16 protein-coding genes are annotated in these 20,032 nt (G+C 44.5%); 11 read left to right on the top strand and 5 right to left on the bottom strand.

All coding sequences use genetic code 11. The features are described from left to right. The first annotated feature begins 69 nt into the window (after positions 1 to 69). The 8 genes from NDI35_RS00460 (at position 70) to NDI35_RS00425 (ending at position 9,327) form a co-directional block, all read left to right on the top strand. Entirely contained in the window at positions 70 to 462 is a 393-nt protein-coding gene (locus NDI35_RS00460) for a response regulator (RefSeq protein ID WP_445311014.1), read from the top strand. Beyond that, a complete protein-coding gene (locus NDI35_RS00455; RefSeq protein ID WP_445311013.1) occupies positions 459 to 3,017 on the top strand; it encodes a response regulator in 2,559 nt (852 codons plus the stop codon). Before NDI35_RS00460 ends, NDI35_RS00455 begins: the two co-directional genes overlap by 4 nt. Next, entirely contained in the window at positions 2,992 to 4,650 is a 1,659-nt protein-coding gene (locus NDI35_RS00450) for an adenylate/guanylate cyclase domain-containing protein (protein WP_445311012.1), read from the top strand. Before NDI35_RS00455 ends, NDI35_RS00450 begins: the two co-directional genes overlap by 26 nt. Positions 4,651 to 4,718: 68 nt before the next feature. Beyond that, positions 4,719 to 5,234, top strand: coding sequence for a DUF1499 domain-containing protein (locus NDI35_RS00445; RefSeq protein WP_445311011.1), 516 nt, complete (start codon positions 4,719 to 4,721; stop codon positions 5,232 to 5,234). Between the two features lie 390 nt (positions 5,235 to 5,624). Next, complete coding sequence (locus NDI35_RS00440) at positions 5,625 to 6,485, top strand: DUF2382 domain-containing protein (RefSeq protein ID WP_445311010.1); 861 nt, start codon at positions 5,625 to 5,627, stop codon at positions 6,483 to 6,485. Positions 6,486 to 6,706: 221 nt separating this feature from the next. After that, positions 6,707 to 7,600 (top strand): DUF2382 domain-containing protein, encoded by an 894-nt coding sequence (locus tag NDI35_RS00435; RefSeq protein ID WP_445311009.1) that lies wholly within the window; start codon positions 6,707 to 6,709, stop codon positions 7,598 to 7,600. Positions 7,601 to 7,889: 289 nt separating this feature from the next. Then, complete coding sequence (locus tag NDI35_RS00430; protein ID WP_445311008.1) at positions 7,890 to 8,375, top strand: glutathione peroxidase; 486 nt, start codon at positions 7,890 to 7,892, stop codon at positions 8,373 to 8,375. 490 nt (positions 8,376 to 8,865) lie between these two features. Further along, positions 8,866 to 9,327, top strand: coding sequence for a VOC family protein (locus NDI35_RS00425; protein ID WP_445311007.1), 462 nt, complete (start codon positions 8,866 to 8,868; stop codon positions 9,325 to 9,327). A 70-nt stretch (positions 9,328 to 9,397) separates the two neighbouring features. On the opposite strand, the gene NDI35_RS00420 is transcribed toward NDI35_RS00425, so the two are convergent. From NDI35_RS00420 to NDI35_RS00405, 4 genes are all read right to left on the bottom strand, one after another. Further along, the gene (locus NDI35_RS00420) at positions 9,398 to 11,983 is read right to left on the bottom strand and encodes a PAS domain S-box protein (protein WP_445311006.1); all 2,586 of its coding nucleotides are present in this window, start codon (positions 11,981 to 11,983) and stop codon (positions 9,398 to 9,400) included. A gap of 130 nt (positions 11,984 to 12,113) precedes the next feature. Beyond that, positions 12,114 to 12,389 carry a hypothetical protein gene (locus NDI35_RS00415; protein WP_445311005.1) on the bottom strand — a complete coding sequence of 92 codons (276 nt, stop codon included), beginning with the start codon at positions 12,387 to 12,389 and terminating at the stop codon, positions 12,114 to 12,116. 543 nt (positions 12,390 to 12,932) lie between these two features. Next, positions 12,933 to 15,068, bottom strand: a complete 2,136-nt coding sequence (locus NDI35_RS00410) for a PAS domain-containing sensor histidine kinase (protein WP_445311004.1) — start codon at positions 15,066 to 15,068, stop codon at positions 12,933 to 12,935. 147 nt (positions 15,069 to 15,215) lie between these two features. Then, positions 15,216 to 15,560 carry a slr1659 superfamily regulator gene (locus NDI35_RS00405; protein WP_445311003.1) on the bottom strand — a complete coding sequence of 115 codons (345 nt, stop codon included), beginning with the start codon at positions 15,558 to 15,560 and terminating at the stop codon, positions 15,216 to 15,218. A 439-nt stretch (positions 15,561 to 15,999) separates the two neighbouring features. On the opposite strand from NDI35_RS00405, the gene cynS reads away from it, so the two are divergent. The 3 genes from cynS (at position 16,000) to NDI35_RS00390 (ending at position 18,711) form a co-directional block, all read left to right on the top strand. Beyond that, positions 16,000 to 16,443, top strand: a complete 444-nt coding sequence (gene cynS / locus NDI35_RS00400) for a cyanase (RefSeq protein ID WP_445311002.1) — start codon at positions 16,000 to 16,002, stop codon at positions 16,441 to 16,443. A gap of 227 nt (positions 16,444 to 16,670) precedes the next feature. After that, positions 16,671 to 18,053: an ATP-dependent protease ATP-binding subunit ClpX gene (gene clpX, locus NDI35_RS00395; RefSeq protein ID WP_445311001.1), complete on the top strand. Its 1,383-nt coding sequence runs from the start codon at positions 16,671 to 16,673 to the stop codon at positions 18,051 to 18,053. A 55-nt stretch (positions 18,054 to 18,108) separates the two neighbouring features. Further along, positions 18,109 to 18,711 (top strand): type IV pilin-like G/H family protein, encoded by a 603-nt coding sequence (locus tag NDI35_RS00390; protein WP_445311000.1) that lies wholly within the window; start codon positions 18,109 to 18,111, stop codon positions 18,709 to 18,711. Here the strand turns inward: NDI35_RS00390 and NDI35_RS00385 are convergent. Then, positions 18,703 to 19,959, bottom strand: a complete 1,257-nt coding sequence (locus NDI35_RS00385; RefSeq protein ID WP_445310999.1) for a serine/threonine protein kinase — start codon at positions 19,957 to 19,959, stop codon at positions 18,703 to 18,705. The two genes, NDI35_RS00390 and NDI35_RS00385, sit on opposite strands and share 9 nt — an antisense overlap. Between the last annotated feature and the right edge of the window lie 73 nt (positions 19,960 to 20,032).

The raw sequence follows: 20,032 nt of genomic DNA, 5'->3' as shown, positions 1-20,032 counted from the left end.
GGCCGAAATCAATAATGTAAAAGCAAGTCATGTTAGTAAACCTACTAAAATTTAAGCAGATAAGAAAAGATGAATAAGCCTATAATTCTTTGTGTTGATGATGAACCGGATATCTTGAATACTCTCAAGATGCAGCTTAAAAATGAATTTAAAAATGATTACTTTTATGAATTAGCTGAAAGTGGTGAGGAAGCTTTAGATTTACTGGAGGAGTTTCAAGAAAAAGCTCAGGTGATTGTGGTTGTTTCTGATTGGCTGATGCCGGGAATTAAAGGTGACGAACTTTTAATTAAAGTTCACCAAAAATATCCTAAAATTATTAAAGTGATGTTGACTGGACAAGCGGATGCAGGGGCAGTTCAGCGGGCATTAGAAGAAGCAGATTTATACTGTTGTTTGTACAAACCCTGGCAAAGCAAAGACTTAATAGAGATTATAAAATCTGGGCTGGCTAAGTTATGAAAAAACCTGTGATTGTTTGTATTGATGATGAACCTGACGTTTTGAAGAGTTTAAAGATTGAGCTGAAAAAGGCGATCGGCGATCGGTGTATAATTGAAACCGCTGAAGGGGGGGCTGATGCTTTAGAGTTGCTGGCTGATTTGCAGGCAGATGAATGCGAGATTGCTTTGGTGCTTTCCGATTATATCATGCCGGATATTAAAGGGGATGAACTGCTCAGAAAAATTCACGAAAGATCGCCTGAGACGCTGACCATTATGCTAACGGGGCAAGCAGATTTGGAAGCCCTGAGTAATGCTATCAAGTATGCTAAATTGTACCGTTATATTCCTAAACCTTGGCAAAATGAAGACTTAAAATTAACGGTAGTAGAAGCAGTTCACAGTTATTTGCAAGATCAAAAGTTAACAGATGAAATTCATAAGCGCCAAGAAGTAAACGAGGAGTTAAAGCTAGTAAATGAGGCGCTATCTGCGAGTGAAAGCCGCCTGAGTCAATTTTTAGAAGCTTTGCCGGTGGGGGTATCTGTTTATCATCCCGATGGCTCGATCGCCTATTTCAACCAGGCAGCGCGGGATTTGCTGGGTGAAGACACGATCCCGGAAAGCACTGCGGAACAATTAGCTGCCACTTATCAACTTTATGTTGCCAATACTGATGAGCTGTACCCGCCAGATAATCTGCCAATTTTGCGCGCACTGAAAGGAGAATCTGTCAAGGTAGACGATGTAGAAATCCGTCAAGATGGCAAAAGAATTGCGATCGAGATCAATACCACGCCGATTTTTGACGCTAGCGGAAATATTGTTTATGCGATCGCAGCTTTTCAAGATATTAGCGATCGCAAACAAGCCGAAAAAATACTAGCAGAATACCACCACACCTTAGAAGCCCAAATTGATGAACGCACAGAACAACTGCAACAAGCCGCATTAGCTGCTGAAGCAGCAAACAAAGCTAAAAGCACGTTTATTGCCAATATGAGCCACGAGTTACGCACCCCTCTCAATTCTATACTCGGCTTTGCACAAATCATGGAACCCAGCCCGGATCTTACTGTCGAAAACCGAGAAAATATGAGAATTATTCGCCGTAGTGGCGAACACTTGCTGAGTTTGATAAATGAAGTCTTAGACTTGTCAAAAATCGAAGCGGGGCGGATGACACTCAACCCAAACAACTTCGACCTCTACCGCTTGCTTGACGATTTGCAAGATATGTTTCAACTGCGGGTACATAATCAAGAATTGCAGTTGCATTTCCAGCGCGATGCTGACGTTCCTCAGTACGTGCGAACCGATGATATTAAACTGCGGCAAGTGCTGATTAATCTTCTGAGTAATGCGATTAAGTTTACCCAAAAAGGCGAAATTATCTTAAGAGTTACAAAGTTAGAAAAATCAGTTTTTTTTGATTTATTGGATAGTCCCACAGCTTGCTTTGATACCACAAGAAGTATTCGGGATTTTTCGAGAACTAGCAGTGATTTTGCCACTGTTGAATGGAGCCCTGATGTTGAGGATTTAACTGTGCCTGGTTTTTTCCTTCTATTTGAACTTGAAGATACAGGAGTTGGCATTGCTCCCGAAGAATTGGGCAATATTTTTAAGGCTTTTGTGCAAACAGCTTCGGGCCAAAAGATTCAGAAAGGCACTGGTTTAGGATTGAAGATCAGCCGTCAATTTGTCCGCCTGATGGGAGGAGAAATTGTCGTAGAAAGTCAACTGGAAGTCGGTACCACTTTTAAATTTGAAATTCCAGTCGGTGCGGTTTATGCTGCTGAGCTTCCCGATCCGGAACTTAACCGCGAAGTTAGTGGGTTGGAACCCAATCAACCGTGCTACCGGATTTTAATTGTGGACGATCGCGAAGACAACCGCCAACTTTTAGTTCAAATGCTTTCTCCTTTGGGTTTCGGGGTGGAACAAGCCACCAACGGCCAGGAAGCAATAGAAATGTGGGAAAATTGGCATCCGCACTTAATTTTGATGGATGTGCGAATGCCAGTGATGGACGGTTACGAAGCTACTAAACAAATTAAGGCTAGAATCAAGCAGAGAGAGCAAGAGGGGGAAATGAATATTTCCCATCCCGACTCCCCGATTCCAAAGATTATTGCTTTGACAGCTAGTACAATTGAAGGGAGGCAAGCGTTTGCTTTATTGGTCGGCTGCGACGATTTTATTAGCAAACCTTTCCGCAAAACAGATATATTTGATACCCTCACCAAACATTTGGGGGTTAAGTATCTCTACTCTAACTCAACGGACTTTATCTCAATAGGCGATCGCAATAATTTATCTGACTCGCTCCCTAATGCTGCGCTTGCTTATTTACCTAGACTTCCCGCAGAATGGATAGACAACATGAAGCAGGTAATCCGCAGTGCTGATTTTGACTTAATTGTCAGAACAATCGACGAAATAAGGGAGCCTCATCCTGAATTGGCGGAAATCCTCCAGGGTCATCTCGATAATTTTGATTACCAGAAAATTCTCAATTTAATTGCCGAGGCGGAGGAATCAGATCATGCAGATGAAGGCGGAACAAACTGAAAACTATCAAGCAGATATTTTAGTAGTTGACGATACGCCAGATAATCTGCGTTTGTTGATTAGACTTTTGCAAAAAAATGGCTATAAAGTTCGACCAGTTACTAATGGTTTTTCGGCGTTAGATGCCATTCAATCTAGCGCACCAGATTTGATTTTACTCGATATTATGATGCCGGATATTGACGGCTACGAACTATGTAAAAAATTAAAATCACAACCGCAATTTAGGGAAATTCCCATCATTTTTCTGAGTGCGCTAGAAGAAGGAATAAATAAAGCCAAAGCTTTTGAAGTGGGCGGAGCGGATTATATAACTAAACCTTTTCAGGTGAAAGAAGTATTGGCGCGAGTGAGCAATCAACTTACTGTGCGTTCATTGCAAATCCAATTGCAAGAAAAAAATCAAAAATTGACGGCTCAAAATATCCAGTTGCACCAAGAAATCGCTGAACGCCACCAGGTGGAAATGGAAACAAGATTGCTGCTGCAGGCCACTCAAGCTATTAGCAAATCTGAGGATTTTGAGTCGGCTATAGATGTGATTTTAGGTTTAATTTGCCAAACAATTGAATGGAATCTGGGCGAAGCTTGGATTCCTTGCAGTGAGGGCTTTTTAAAATGTGCTACAGGCAGGTACGTCAGTGACTTGAGTTTTGCCCAATTCCGAGAAACCAGTTGGCAGTTAATTTTTGCTCCCGGTGTGGGACTCCCAGGTAGGATTTGGCAGTCGCAGCAGTCTGAATGGATCGATGATGTTTCTACTGCACCGGAACAAGTTTTTTTACGAGCGGAAATTGCGGTGAGTGTGGGATTGAAAGCGGCTTTTGGAGTGCCAATTGTAGCGGACAATCAAGTGTTAGCTATTTTGATTTTTTATCGTGAAAAAGTTCTGAAATGTCAGCCGCGCTTGTTGGAATTAGTGAGCGCGGTTGCTACGCAGCTCGGTTCGTTGATTCAGCGAAAACAAGCTGAAGCAGCGCTGAAAGTGCAGCAAGAGCAAACAGAGAAATTGCTGCTGAATATTTTACCGAAACCTATTGCGGATCGCTTGCAAAAAGAACAAAAGTTGATAGCGGATCATTTTGATGAGGTGAGCGTCTTGTTTGCTGATTTGGTGGGTTTTACAGAGTTTTCTGCTCACAAAAGTCCGACGCAGTTGGTAGAAATTTTGAACGGAATTTTCTCGGAGTTCGATAGGTTGTCTGAATTGCACGGGTTAGAAAAGATTAAGACGATTGGGGATGCTTACATGGTGGTTGGGGGTTTGCCGACGCCGCGGGAGGATCACTCTGAGGCGATCGCACTTTTAGCTTTGGAGATGCAGGCAGCTTTGAGGAGGTTTAATGCCAAAATGGGAGAAAATTTTCAATTGAGGCTCGGAATTCACAGCGGTTCGGTGGTGGCTGGAATTATTGGGATTAGTAAATTTAGCTATGATTTGTGGGGAGATACTGTTAATGTTGCTTCACGCATGGAGTCTAACGGATTGCCTGGTAAAATTCAAGTGACAGCGGCGACTTACGAGCGTTTGAAAGAGCAGTTTGTTTTGGAAGAACGGGGCCATATCCCGATTAAAGGTAAAGGAAGAATGCTGACTTACTGGTTAATTGAAGAACAAAAGAAAACTTTTTAATTTTTTGATGTTAATTTCAATTAATATGAAAAGTATACCGCATTTATACTTTCAGGAGGGCTAATCCTTTGCAAACAGTTGAAACAAAATCGCCGACAGCATGGAAAAAAGTCGTGGTTATTTTAATATCACTGCTAGCAGTAGCGGTACTGTCGATCGCTACTTTTATCGCTATACCCGGAGAAAAAACAATGTTTGCTGGAACCAGACCTGCCAATATCGGGATTCAGTCAGGAAAACTCGCAGCGTGCCCGAGTTCCCCCAACTGCGTCAGCAGCTTCAGTCAAGATGCCGAACACAAAATTGAGCCTTTGGCATACACTTCGTCCCCTGCTGAAGCGATGGTAAAGCTCAAAGGGGCGATCGAGTCCTATGGAAAAACTAAAATTATCACGGCAACTGATAATTACCTGTATGCGGAGTTCACCAGTGCTTTGATGGGGTTTGTTGATGACGTTGAATTTTTGGTAGATGATGAAGCAAAAGTTATCCATGTGCGATCGGCTTCGCGTCTGGGACAGTCGGATATGGGAGTTAACCGCAGTCGGATAGAAGCTATCAGAACTCAATTCAATCAACTCTGAACTTAAAATTTCTAGCTTTTCGGAAGCCCCTCTCCTGCAAGATGAGGGGCTTTGATATTTGTGTCTTACTATATAAGGTTGATTTTTTACCCCCTAGTTAACAATTATTAACAGTAAGTACAGCGCAAAGGAGTGTCCTACAGGGGGAGTAGGACACAGCAATGCCGTGTCCCTACGGTTGGCTTTTAGTTTTAATACTTGTTATAAGATTGATGATTGTAGAGTTTTAGAATCTTTAAAATAGCTGAGCGCGCTAGCACAGAAGAAGAGATGCCGTAGTATTCCTATAGTATTAAACAACCTAAATTATACACTTCTGACTTTAGGGAGAGGGAACTGAACGAATTAATTTCTACTATTAATTTAAGTAGAGCAAAGAGGAAAAAACACATGGCCCTTCAAAAATTAGCAGAATTTTATCCTAACTACCAGGAAGAAATCTTTGCTGGAGACGACATCAAGGGATTTGATGTTTATGCTGGCGACTCTGATGAAAAAGTAGGCACGGTTTATGATGCCTTGGTTGATGACACTGGTCGTTTTCGCTATCTGGTAATTGATACCGGTATTTGGATTTTTGGCAAAAAAGTATTGTTGCCAATCGGCTCGGCCCGCTTCGACTACGGAGCCCGTCGCGTCCACGCCACAGGCCTTCGCAACAAAGCTCAAGCAGAACAATTGCCGGCTTACAATGATTTAGAACCATTAGATTACGATCGCGAAGAACAGGTAAGAGGCGTCTACCGCAATCAAGAAACTGCCGCTGCCCGCACTGCAACTCCTGCTAGCTACGATCGCAGCAGCTACAGCTACGATATGGATCGCCCCCTCTACGAAACCAACGAACAGCAGCACCAAAATCTCAAGCTTTATGAAGAACGCTTGATTGCCAACAAACACCGCGCAAAAACAGGCGAAGTAGCAGTTGGCAAGCGCGTAGAAACTGAAACAGCGCGAGCTTCAGTACCCATTGAAAAAGAACGAGTTGTAATCGATCGAGTAACCCCGGTAGAAGCGGGTCGAGTAGTTTCAGTCGGTGAGGCTGACTTCCAATCTGGGGAAGTTGCACGCATGGAAGTCTACGAAGAAACTGCCGACATCCACAAGGAAGCTTTCGTGCGCGAAGAAGTCAACGTCAGAAAAGAAGTTGTTCGCAGCACGGTTGAGGGCGAAGAAACCTTGCGTCGTGAAGAATTAGACGTTAAGACTGATGGAACTGCGGTTGTAGATAATAAAAATCCAAAGATCTAAACCAACCGCAACAGCTATTGCATAGGAATTGCGCCTTAATGACATAATTCTGTCACCGCCCAGGTTTGATTGAACTGGTGGCGATCGGGCAATTCCTATGTGAGCGGCGGGGGGGGTACAAAACTTGTCTAGTTTTGGCAACGTTTATGCACTTTCCCCGCCTTTACCAATTTCCCCTTACCAATTCATAATAAAAATCCCTAAGCAGGAAAGTTTAAAAAATGAACGGTCAAGCATCAGCAGAAAAGATAGCAACTGCCAAATCAATAACCCGTCTCAACCGGGTGCCTGAAAAAGTCAGAACTAAGCTAAAAAGTTTTACCGTCAAAGACAACCAAGGTCACTTGGTCGGCAAAGTTAAAGATGTCTATTTTGATGCTAACGGTCAGTTAAACTTTGTGGTGGCCGGGCTAGGCAGCGAAAACCCCCGCACTTTTTTATTAAGTATTAAGCTGCTCAAAAAAGTAGATTATCACCAAAAGTCGCTGTTTGTAACTATTAATTCGGATCGAGTCGATATGCTGCCGGTAGTGTCGGCTCATGGCGGGCATTCGTATTTAGAAAATGCCTCTGAAACGCATAGTGAATATAGCAACAGTGAGTTAACCAATCCCTCAACAGATATGTCAAATCTAACAGATGCCGAGCTCACAGATCCAAATTTGGAGACAGATGAGGATGAGGAAAACTTCGATATTGTCGATCAAGAAGTAATTCGCCTGCTAGAAGAACGATTGGTGATCAATCGCAGCAAGCGCAAAGTCGGCGAAGTCATAGTGCGTAAAGAAATTGAAACTCGGATGGTACAAGTACCCATCCAGTGGGAAAAGCTGATTGTCGAACAAGTCGGCGACGATCCGAAGGTGTTGGCCGAAATAGATTTAGGCGAGGGAAACATCACCGGTATAGATTTGACGGAGGTTAAAAGCGATCGCCAAGAACCGACAGTTAAGGCTGAATTTACCTCTGTGCAGAAAGCTAGCAAAATCTTAAATTCGATCGCCTCTCAACCCCGTCACGGTTGCGTCAAAGTTCGCCTAGAACTCGTTCTCGAAGACAAGCAACTTGAGGATACTTACCAAAAATGGATGACGGAACACCACTCAGAGAGTTAAAATATTCGTCCTTTTTGGTGTAGATTTTAGCTATTAGCGAGAAACTTAAATCTAATAGCTGACTGTGGCGATAGATGCTGTGGGAAAGTTCACCGCCATCTACTAAGATCATGTTCGGTAAATTAACCGTGATTTTGGTAGAGGCGGGTTCACCAATATCTATAATATAAGCCCGATATCCGTCAACCCGCCCCGACCGGGCTATTTAAATTTTTAGCGATCGACCTCTCGACAAAATTGTAACGACTTGCGGTAAAATTGTGGTGGTCAAATTTAAAAGTATTTGAAAATGCCCAGCACAATCTCCGACATTAAAGTAAAAACGATCGCAGGCGAAGACAAGCAGCTAGGAGAGTACGCTGGCAAGGTACTCTTGATAGTTAATGTAGCTTCCAAATGTGGCTATACACCTCAATACAAAGGACTCGAAGAATTAAGCCAGAAGTACAGCGCGGCTGGACTCCGTGTTTTAGGATTTCCCTGCAACGACTTCGGAGGTCAAGAACCCGGAAGTAATCCAGAAATCGTCAATTTCTGTACTACTAAATACGGCGTCAGCTTTGAATTATTTGACAAAGTACGCGCTAAAGGTACTCAGCAGCACCCGCTATACGCTAAGCTTACGAGTGCAGTCGATCCCAAGGGTGAGGTTTCCTGGAATTTTGAGAAATTCTTAGTTAGCAAACAGGGTGAAGTGGTGGCCAGATTCCGCAGCAGTGTTGGCCCCGATTCGCCAGAACTAATCGCTGCTATTGAGCGAGAATTGGCAAAATAAGAAGTTCGCCAACTAAGCTGTGTACAGGATTTAACTGATTTAACGGATGGATGTTTAGGGAAGACGGAAGAAATTAATAGGCTTTTTTTCTAATAAATTGAGAGCTATTTTTTTTTCTGCTCTTCCCCATTGTGTGCAAGCACTCAACCATGAACAAATACCGATGATTGTATTTAATTGGAGAACTGTTTAATTTAATGGAAAATACATCGGGATTAGATTTAGTTGTAGGTGTACTTGCCTTCGCAATTCTGGCAGGGGGTCTGGCAATGCTATTTGTAGGCATGGCATCGTTTCCTAAAGAAAAATAATACTAATGGACATGATGTGCGATCGCACAACTCGAATAAAAGTTTTGGTAGTGAGGACTTCAGTTATCCTAGAAATTGGAGGGCTGCACTCCTCACTACCAACTTAAAATGCTTATTTTACAGGGTACCATCTGAATAAATCAAACTGCATTCAATTTGAAGATTCGCAATTGACAATCATGCAAACTACCGAAAACAACGTCAAAATTGCCCTCGCGCCGGGGAATTTGCGCCGCGTTCACCATATCGCTTTAAACGTGCGCGACATGAAAGCTTCCCGGCACTTCTACGGTACAATTCTCGGCCTCCACGAACTAACAGGTGCAGAAATTCCCGCAACTTTAACAGAAATGGTAGCCGCTGGTAAAGTCGCTAATTTCGTCACCCCAGAGGGCACTGTTATTGACTTATTTTGGCAGCCAGACTTAGAACCGCCAAACCCAGACCCGGAGAAAGCTTTTACCCGCGCCAACCACTTAGCCTTCGACATCGAGCCGGATTTGTTCGATCGCGCTCTGGAAGTGCTAAAGTCAAATCAAATTGCGATCGATAGCGGCCCCGTCACTCGCGCTACAGGACGCGGCATTTACTTTTACGATCCTGATGGATTTATCATCGAAATCCGTTGTGATCCAGTTTAAACACTCGCTATCGGGTTCTTGGTAGTCCGGGTGCACCCTACATTTACTCTTTGGATCGCCGTGAGTAGTTTTATTTTCCGTCTTGGCTAATAGGTTGCTTCGGCCAAGTAAACCGAAAAGTTGCTCCCTCACCTTCAGCAGATTCTAGGGAAATACTGCCCCCTTGACCTTCGACAATTTTTTTCACCAGCGACAAACCTATCCCAGTATTTTCAACTTTATCGCGAGCTTCCAAGGTCTGAAAAATTACAAAAACTTTATCGTGATATTGAGGATCAATCCCCGGCCCGTCATCCTCTACAGAAAACTCGTAAAAATTATCTAACTCTTTAACCGAGATTTTTACATGACCCGATTCAGCTCGGTTGTGCTTAATTGCGTTGCTAATTAAATTAGAAAAAACCTGCTGCAACAGTAATTTTTCTGTCACAAAAGTTGGCATTCCCGGTTCAACTTTCACCTCAAATCCCGACGGCGGCGCCAAAGAATCAATAATTTCTGCTAATAACTTCTCAACTTTTACCATTTCTGAAGGCACTTGAATCCGTCCGACGCGGGAATATTGCAGCAGTCCCTCAATCAAACCTTCCATCCTGTGAACTCTGCCGCGCAGCAGGTTCATTTGGTGCAGAGTATCCTCTGTCATCGACTCGCTGAGGTCTTCTTCTATCCAACTGCTGAGATTGGCGATCGCCCTGAGTGGCGCTTTCAAATCGTGAGAAACTACATAAGCAAACTGGTCTAATTCTTGATTCCGCTTTCTTAAACTATTCGTCGTTTGAGCCAGATTTTGGGCTGTCAACCTCAATTCTTGAGCGCGCAACCGCAGCGATTCCTCAGCTTGTTTGCGTTCCCTAATATCTTCTATCACACTCATCAGAAATTGACTGCCATCTTGTTCTCGCAACAGCGAAACCGTTAAGTTTGCCCACACTAACTCTCCGTCTTTGCGGATGTAGCGCTTTTCCAGAGAGAAATTTTCAATTTCTGCTGCTAACAATTGGCGCAAAAGTTCCAGTTCGCTTGCCAAATCTCCAGGCCAAGTAATATCCTGAAATCTTTTCTCCCCCAATTCTTGGCGACTGTAGCCCAAAATATCGCAAAGTTTTTGATTGACTAAAAGAAATTTGCCTTCCACAGTCGCTTGGGCCATGCCGACTGCCGCCTGCTCAAAAGTAGCGCGAAACCGCTGCGCGCTTTGGGCTAAAGCAATTTCTGAGCGTTTGCGATCGCTAATATCATTGCTAATTTCTAAAATAGCAACCGGTTGATCTTGATCATCGTACTGCAAAGTCCACCGGCTTGCCACCGTTATTTTTGTGCCATCTTTCTTGGTTCGCACCAGTTCTCCTTGCCAAGAACCCTGCTCGAAAAATACTTTTTGAATTACCTCAAAAGGTTGACTCCATTCTGTTTTTAAAAGCTTGTGAATATTTTTTCCTATTGCTTGCGACTTCCGCCAGCCGTAGAGCCACTTTGCCCCCGAATTCCAATAAGAAATTGCCCCATTCAAGTCTAGGACCGCGATCGTATCGTTTGCCAAATCCAGCATTTGCGCTTGCTTTCGCAGAGTTTCCTCGGCTTGTTTTCGTCCTCTGGCATCGCGGCAAATCGCAATAAACAAGTGTTGCTCCGCCAGACGCATTTCACTGACAGCCAACTCCATCGGAAACTTCGTTCCGTCGTGGCGAAGTCCAACTGTTTCTTGCTGGTAAGTCTTTAGCGTACTATCGGGATGTAACACAAAATATTCGATTGAATAATCCCCCACGCTGCTGTAGGGCTGCGGTTGAGAGATCAGCCGCCGTAGGTTAGAGCCAATTATTCGATCGGCTTTCTCGCCAAAAATGTTTTCTGCTGCCCTATTAAAAGACTCAATATTTCCCCGTTCGTCCAAAGTAATAATCCCGTCAGCCGCATTGTCAACCACAGCTTGAATGCGACTTTTACTTTCTTCCAAGCCAGCTTCCCGCTTCCTCAATTCCTTCTCTAAACTATCAAATAAATACCAGGAAGCCCCTGCGCCCAAACAGCCGAAAAGCAAACCAGCAACTTGCACAAAATTAGTGAAATCTATCAAACCTCGTCTTTGCTGATCTAGATCTTTCTGGTAGGCTTCGCCGGCATTAGAAAACACATTAATTTGTGCGCGCAGGTTATCTCTCCTCAATTTGCCTTGAGTGAACACCTCAATTATTTCCGGCGACTGCACGCTTGTTGGCGAACTGTCGAGCTTATTCAAAGTGTTTTGCAAGAAATTTATATGCTGTTCGGTACTTTTTTTTATATCTTCAAATCGCTGAGCTTGCAGTTTGTTTTCTTGAACCATCACCTTGAGTTCAGCCAGTAGGGGAGGCAAACTCTTCTTGGCTTCTAAGTAGGGTGAGAGAAATGCGCGACGCTTAGTCAACCCGTAACCTCGAATGCCCGTTTCCGCATCCACCACGAGGGTTAACAAGCGGTTAGTTTCCTGAAGTATTGCCCTATTAGTATCTGCTCGCTCTCTTATCTGTAGGGTAATCTCCCGGAGGCGTGCAATTGCTAGCAGCGAAGCAAACAGAAAAATAATGGGGATAGCAATGATGACTGTTCCCCGCTGGCGAATTGGTCGGTCTGTCCATACAAAGTGGAGGCAGCGATCGAGCAAATACTTCACGGATATTGAAGGAGAAAGTTTGCTGCCAGTATATCGCTTTTTGACAGTTTAGGCTATGGATAAGTTCGTTTTTTTTATTTGGCGATCGTCGGGGACTAACCGTGGAAACTAGATTAGACCCCTGCGATAGCTACCTGCTGACACTAACAGCAGATTTTTTGGCACGGTGTTTATACTGAGGCACGGAGAAAGAAAGGACTTTTTTCGGCAGCGAGACAGCAGGCGAAGCAGAAAGGATGGTTTCTGCTTTACCTTCGTTTTCGCCTTCGGCTTCTGCTTTCAAACTAGAGTCTGTTTCGCAAGTGTTTTCAACACTTGTAACTACAGTAGTCCACCTGCCTGTAGCCGGATCGCGATAACAAGTAAAAGGATTTATTTTTAGCGGTTGACTGCAAGGTTTAATCATGTAGATGCACTCCTTTGATTCTGAGAAATTGTGCATTGCTTTCAGCAGCAGTGCTATCTCGCCAGTAGAAGCAGTATGAAGGTAAAAAGCAGAATTGTGTTTCTGCGTCCAGAGACTTTTGAAACTTCCTGATTTCCTGTTAACTTTTGCCTTCTACTGCTTCGCGACCATAGCATTACTTTTACCAAATTGCCCTTCTGGAAGCAACCCCCCACCCCCTTAACTGGGTTGAGGTGGGATTTGTAAATGCAGCGAGGCGCCCGATCGTGCCTGCAGGACAATTTTGGGATAATATAGGTATTCTAGGCTGAAAAAAAATGCTACTGTGTGATCGACAACAGAGGTTGATCGCGATCGGTGTCACAATTAAAAAGGTAATGGGTAATTGGTAATGGGTAATTGGTAATGGGTAATTGGTAATGGGGGAATTATTCCCTCTTTTGCCATGCGTTAAATCCGTTAAATCCGGTACACAATTGCTGGCAAAGCCCCCACCCGTTAAATCCCTTAAATCCCCTAGATTGCTAGTTACCCAACTTGCTTCTAACTAATATCAACTTTTGCCTTTAAATGAACCGTAAAAGTAGAGCCAACATCCAACTGACTCTCAACAGTGATATCGCCTCCCATCATCTGGCAAAACAAGCGGCTAATAGCCAATCCTAAACCTGTGCCGCCGTACTTGCGAGTAGTGGAAGCGTCCCCTTGAATAAAAGGTTCAAACAAACCCTGCTGCTGTTCTGCCGACATTCCAATCCCCGTATCAGATACCTGCAAATAAACCCAATCGCTTCCGCCTGCTGGTTCGCGAGTCGCGCTCAACAGCACCGTTCCACCTTCGGTAAACTTCAGGGCATTCGAGAGCAAATTGAACAGAATTTGCCGGACTTTAGTCAAATCTGCATACATCACTCCCAAATTTTCAGAGCAAGAAACTTGCAATTGATTGTGATTTTTTTCGACCAAAGGGTGCAAAGTTGCAACGACTTCTTCTATTAAATTACTGAGGTCAAATTTTTCTAAATAAAGCTCCATCCGACCAGCTTCTATCTTAGAAAGGTCTAGAATATCGTTAATTAAAGTCAGCAAATGTTTGCCGGCGTTATAAATTTTTTGGGTATCGGGAATGATCTCTTCGAGTCCTGATTCCCGTGCTTCTTCTTGTAGCATTTCGCTGTAACCGATAATCGCGTTGAGCGGCGTCCGCAGCTCGTGGCTCATATTGGCTAAAAAAGTGCTTTTAGCTCTCGAAGCTGCTTCAGCTTTGTGTAAGGCTTCTTGCAAGGCTATTTCGGCTCTTTTGCGCTCGGCAATTTCGATGCGGAGCAGTTTATTGGCAGTGGTGAGTTGAGTGGTGCGCTGATCGACGGTCATTTCTAGCTGCGCTTTGGCTTTGGAGAGTGCTTCCTGAGCCCGCTGGCGCTCAAATCCTTCGATCGCCAGCGCTACCAAATTTGCCAAAGAATCAGCGAAGGTGCGCTCCTCCAGAGCCCACTGGCGGGGCGCGCCGATATGTTCGAGAGAGAGGATGCCCACGATCTGCCCACCGAGCCTAATTGCTACATTTAATATGGATGAATTGGGCTTGCTGGCATTTGGCAGCACAGCGGAATGTTCGGCTAGCGAAGATGAATGGGACAAATTTGTTTGTAGAGAATTTTGAGTCTTTGTCGTAGGTTCTAAAGCATTGTCCGATCGCAAATTTTCGCCCGGTGTGTCGCCTTCAACATCTAAACTTGATAAATTTAAATCGCTTGCCGATATGGACTCCCGGCTCAAATGATTCTCTTGGGTGCGATCGTACAAGTCGAGACAAACTAATTTGGGGTTGGGGATTTTAAACTTAGAATGATTAACCCCCTCGTGTTGCTCTGGGGCAGCGGCCTCTGTACCGAGTGCCTCTGTTTGGTTCTGGGCGAGAACTCTCTCGGTAAAATTTAGCTGATCGCTGGGGTAGCGAGTTCCAAATCTTCCATGGTTGTAAAGCCAGACGCTGACTTTTTCCACATCCAAAGTCCGGGCTGCAGCCTCAGTAATTTCGCGAATTCCCACATTCAGCGCACCGCTATTGAGAGTTCTCTGCCGACCTAGCTGCAACAAAGCCAAACTCTGGCGGCGGAGACGCTTTTCGCTCTCTTGGAGGGTTTGTTCTGCTTCCTTGCGCTGGGTGAGGTCGTACAAGGCGCACAATGCCGTCTGTTGCCCGTTAAAAACCAGCGACTGAACCGAGATCATCGCCCAGAAAGCGGTGCCGTCTGATTTTTTGCAGTGGAGTTCGTAGTTTTGGAGGTATCCGTTTTGAGCAAGTGCCTCCAGTACCTTTGGGCGATCGGCGGGGTTGAAGTAAAAGTCGGGAGTGCTGCAGCCGATCAATTTTTCTAGGGGTATGTTCAGGAGAGAAGCCAATTGAGCGTTCGCATACAGAATTAAGCCGTCACAGAGGCGAGAAACTAATATCGGCACGGGAGTTGCCGAGGCGATCGCCCGAAACTGCTCTTCGCTTGAACGCAGCGCCAACTGAGCTTTGCTCAGCAAGTGAGCTTCCATCGTATCTGAATGTTCGGTGGTAGTCTCCAGCAAAATTTCTAGGTCAACCTTTTCGCGCTTCAAGTTTTCAAGTTCCGCACTCAGCCGCTGAACGTCGAAAAGTAGCTGTTCTGTCGAGGGTTCTTCCTGCATAGCAATTGAAAATTGGTAATTTTTAGTCGGTTCTGAAGTTTTTTAGGGTTTTGTGCTAGTTTAACTATGACTTATTCCGATTAACTTCAGCCACCCTCATCCTGGTTCCCCGACTTAGCCGGGGATTTATCTTTACCTTTTTCGTTGCTATTCGAATTCTAAGTGCAAGGAAGGCATCAGCCGCTGCAAGTTCTTCAGGGATTTGATCTGCCAGGGGATCTGTTTAGAACCTTTGATGGCGATTTGAATATTTTTTTGCTGGCGCACTTTGATCACAAATTTTGAGACAATATTAATTCCAGAACTATTTAAAAATTCTAGCTTTCGCAAGTCTAGAGTCACCGTATTTGGGCAGGAGTCAGCCACTTCGTTGAGCAGATCGACGATCGGTGCGTACTCTTCTACCTGGCTGAGTCGGAACGAGCCGCTACATGTGACTGTTTGCGTAGCGCTATCGTACTGGATCGTGTAATCTTTGGTCTGAATCTCCATACTTTTGTCAGTTGCCGATTTTGAGTGGTAAAGGGGCTTTGGCTGCGTGAGCGAGGATCGAGCTTCAGGCTAGCACGATCAAAATTCAGCCGTTTGCCGAATGCCGAAGACCTTTGCCTGTGTAACTTTTATTACATATACTGCCAACTGTACCATTGCCACAGGGCCGTTATGAGTTATTTTATGATTTACCAATTGTAAGACCAGTTGGAAAAAAGAATGCAACTGTTGACTCGCTCTCAACCCTAGTAGTCATCAGTCATTGCTAATCTAACATCTCAAATCTCAAATTGTATGAGTTGCGGGGGTTAAGGAGACCAACTTTTGCTGAAGTTGCGAGCTATCAATTCGATTTTTTTTCTCAAGTTAGTATTGACAAAATTACCAAAATGTGAGACATATTGCACATCTGACACTGAAGTGAAGGGGAGAATATTTAATGGCAATTTCAGGAATTACAGAAAAGCTTTTGGCCGCTAAAAAAGCTAAGGGAATTAGCTTTGCAGATTTGGAAAAAGTTTTGGGGCGCGACGAAGTTTGGATTGCGGCGGTTATTTACCGTCAAGCTACCGCATCAGAAGATGAAGCCGAGAAAATTGTCTCGGCTTTGGGACTAGATAGCGAGACGGCTGCGGTTCTCTGTGAACCTCCGTTAAAAGGTTCTTTGGAGGCCTCGGTTCCGGTTGACCCTCTGATTTATCGATTCTATGAAATAATGCAGGTTTACGGGATGCCGCTCAAAGCAGTGATTCACGAAAAATTTGGTGACGGGATTATGAGCGCGATCGACTTTACTATGGATGTCGAGAAAGAAGCAGACCCAAAAGGCGATCGAGTAAAAATAATTATGTCGGGAAAATTTTTGGAATACAAAAAATGGTAAGCCCGGGCCGCTTTACTTTCAAGTGAAAAATAAAAATTCAAATTTGCTCGAATGACTCGTGACTAATGACTAAAGCCTCAAAAGTGTTAACTTAGAAATAGAGATCGCGAAGCTTGACTGGCTTGGGTATCCGATCGGGAAACCCTTCTAGGGCAAAGCTAAGGTCGCTCCCGCGGCAACTTCCCCAGTCGAAACAAGCAACCGCAACCGTAAAGTAAGAGGCAAATATGTCAAAATATGACTCCCATCTCAGATGCTCGTTTTGCGGCAAGTCGCAAGAGTACGTCCGCAAGTTAATCGCTGGGCCCGGCGTCTACATTTGCGATGAATGCGTGGAACTGTGCAATGAAATTTTAGAGGAGGAGTTCTTTGACTCCAGTAAAACAATTGGTCAACAGATTCCCCAATCAGAGGTGCGAGAGTCTCAGGGACAAGGAACGCGGCGTCCGGGTCGATCGAATAAATCGAAAATCGTTTTAGGTCAAATTCCGAAACCAACAGAGATTAAGCAGCATTTAGACAACCACGTCATCGGCCAGCATTCAGCAAAAAAAGTCCTTTCTGTAGCAGTTTATAACCACTACAAGCGCTTGAGCGTTGACCAAGCTAAAGATAGCGACAAGTCTTCCCCTGACAGCGATGTAGAACTGCAAAAATCTAACATCCTGCTAGTCGGACCGACAGGTTGTGGCAAAACTTTGTTAGCGCAAAGTTTGGCGCAAATGCTCGAAGTTCCGTTTGCTGTAGCCGATGCGACGACTCTGACAGAAGCTGGATATGTCGGCGACGATGTAGAAAATATTTTGCTGCGGCTGTTGCAAATGTCGGATTTTGATGTCGAAGCGGCGCAGCGAGGCATTATTTATATTGATGAAATTGACAAGATTGCTCGCAAAAGCGAAAACACTTCGATCACTAGGGATGTATCGGGAGAAGGAGTGCAGCAAGCGCTGCTAAAAATGTTGGAAGGAACAGTGGTTAACGTGCCCCCGCAAGGCGGCCGCAAACATCCTTACCAAGATTTTATTCAAGTTGACACTAGCAAAATTCTATTTATTTGTGGCGGTGCTTTTGTCGGTTTGGAAAAAATAGTTGAACAGCGTTTGGGTAAAAAATCCTTGGGCTTTATTCAGCCAACAGAAAGCGACAGCAACTCGACTTTGCCGGCGAAAGACAAGCGGGCCGCTGATATTTTGCAGCAGGTACAGCCGGACGATTTAGTCAAGTTTGGTTTGATTCCTGAGTTTGTCGGGCGGATACCGGTGGTGACGGTGATTTCGCCGCTGGATGAAGCAGCTTTGATGCAGATATTGACCGAGCCCCGGAATGCGCTGGTGAAGCAGTATCAAAAGCTGTTGAAGATGGACAGCGTGGAATTGGAATTCCAGCCGGAAGCGCTACGGGCGATCGCCCAGGAGGCCTATCGTCGCAAAACTGGCGCCAGAGCTCTCCGCAGCATTTTAGAGGAGTTAATGCTGGATGTCATGTACGAGTTGCCTTCTCGCAAGGATGTGGCTCACTGTATGATTACTCCTGAAATGGTCGAGAAGCGATCGACTGCCGAATTGCTGTGGCATCCCGCATGGCGCAAACAGCACGAAACTGCATAATTTGTAATCTGTAGGGTGCTTGTGGCGCACCCTACAAGCTTGGCAAATTTACTTTATGACAGTTAAAAAAATGTCAGTCAATGTAGCTAAAGCCAGTAAAAAATCGAGATTGTCAGTATCCAGTTTGCTGCCGAGGATTGCAATTTACAGCGCGCTTGTGGCTGGCATCATGGCGTCATGTTACGATTTCAAACTCAATACGATCGCCCTGCCCTCGTCCCGGTCAAGGGGTCAGACATATTTAGAAGGCAGACAGTATATTGCAATCATCAATAAAGCGCAGCAAGCTTATTATGCAGAGTACGGTCAATTTAGCGATAACATTACCCAACTGAATCTAGGACTTAAAGAACAGACCGAGAACTATAATTACACGATCGTCTCATCAATGGGCCCGGTTCAAACTAGGCACAATCACCGCGAACCAGCACAATTTGAAAGCGCGATCGCGAGCGCCAAACCTACTGCTAGGAACCCCGGGAAATCCTACACTGGCGCAGTATTTGCTTACAAAGAAAAGGGTAGCAATCTAATAAAAACTATTTGGGCTATATGCGAGAGCGATCGCGAGAACGGAACTTATGCAGAAACTTGGAACCCGCCAACTTTTGACGGCAAAGAAATTAAATGCCAGCCCGGAACAACTATGTTAAGGTAAAACCTTGAAACTATTTTGCGCCACTCTTTGACCCCCTAAGTAAAATTGAAACTGCCAATTGCCCGGTTTGTCATCTTTTTTAAAATTGTACCAGCACCAAGTATTTAATCGATCGCCCGTCGTTTTTAAATAAGATTGACTCTGGGCTGCGAATAGTCCTTGAGGGTTGACAACCTTACAATAACTTCTATATTTTCCTTCTGGCAAGTTAGCAGCACTGACAGCAAAATAGACTTTTTTCTTTTGCTTCAAAGACCAAAAATCTCTAGTTTTTGTCGATTCTACTTCGTCAGTTAACATCACTTGAGTCTGAGGATTTAACTTTTTTGCGGTGATTACTGGTTTGAGAGCGACAAATTTCCAGAGCAAAGGAATAAAAATAGCAGCAATTGCTGTTAATAATCCGACTGATATCAGTGCGAGTTTTGACTTGTTACGCTGCTGAACTACCTCTAGGGGAATCAAAGCATTGAGGGCAGCATCCGCCGAAGGATAGCGGTGTTTGAAATTAGGTTCCACCATTTTTTGCAGCCAGTCAAGAAACTCTGGAGTTAGCTGCGGCAAGCGATGTTTAAAATTAATCCGCCCGGTATCGTCCATCAAACTGCCAACTTCGGTAGAATTGATGCCGATTAGCAAGCAAATTAGCGTCGCGCCGAGACTGTATAAATCCGATGCAACAGTTAGCTGCCGATTGAACATTTGTTCTGGCGGCATAAAGCCCAAAGTGCCTTTCACAACGCTGCTGGCCGCCACTTCTCCCCCGCCGATTCTAGCAAATCCGAAATCGACAAGGCTGACGTTCATCCGGTCATTTACTAAGATATTTTCGGGTTTTAAATCTCTGTGGATGACTGGCGGAACCCGATTTTGCAGGTATTTGAGTATTTCTAAAACAGAGATAGCAATTTGCTTGATTTGTGGGGGCTTCCAGCGGTTAGAATTTGCCAAGGAAGGGGCATTTTTGTATTCTTGCACCATGCAGAAACCCGATGCAGTTGGGAAGGAATCTAAATACCGGGGAATGCTGGGATGGTCGAGTTCTCGCAAAATCTGAATTTCTTGTTCGCAAGCTTGATATTGAACCCAATTAGCGCCAGTTTGGGCAAATTGAAATTGTTTGACGGCGACGGAACGTTTGGTATTAATTTCGGTAGCGAGATAAGTAACTCTACCGCCAGCGCGATTGTGTCCGAGCTCGCGGGTTATTTGATAGCCGTAGTTGGAAAAGTCAGGAAAAGCATTCATAGGTAAATAGTTGATAGTTGATAGTTGATAGTTAGTAGTTGAGAGTTGTGATAGTTAATAGCGAGGTTTTTAA

It is taken from the genome of Microcoleus vaginatus FACHB-2002, assembly GCF_040004035.1.
Taxonomy (GTDB): Bacteria; Cyanobacteriota; Cyanobacteriia; order Cyanobacteriales; family Microcoleaceae; genus Microcoleus; species Microcoleus vaginatus_C.
Note: the sequence above shows the minus strand (reverse complement) of the source record. Positions and strands in the feature narration are given on the sequence as shown.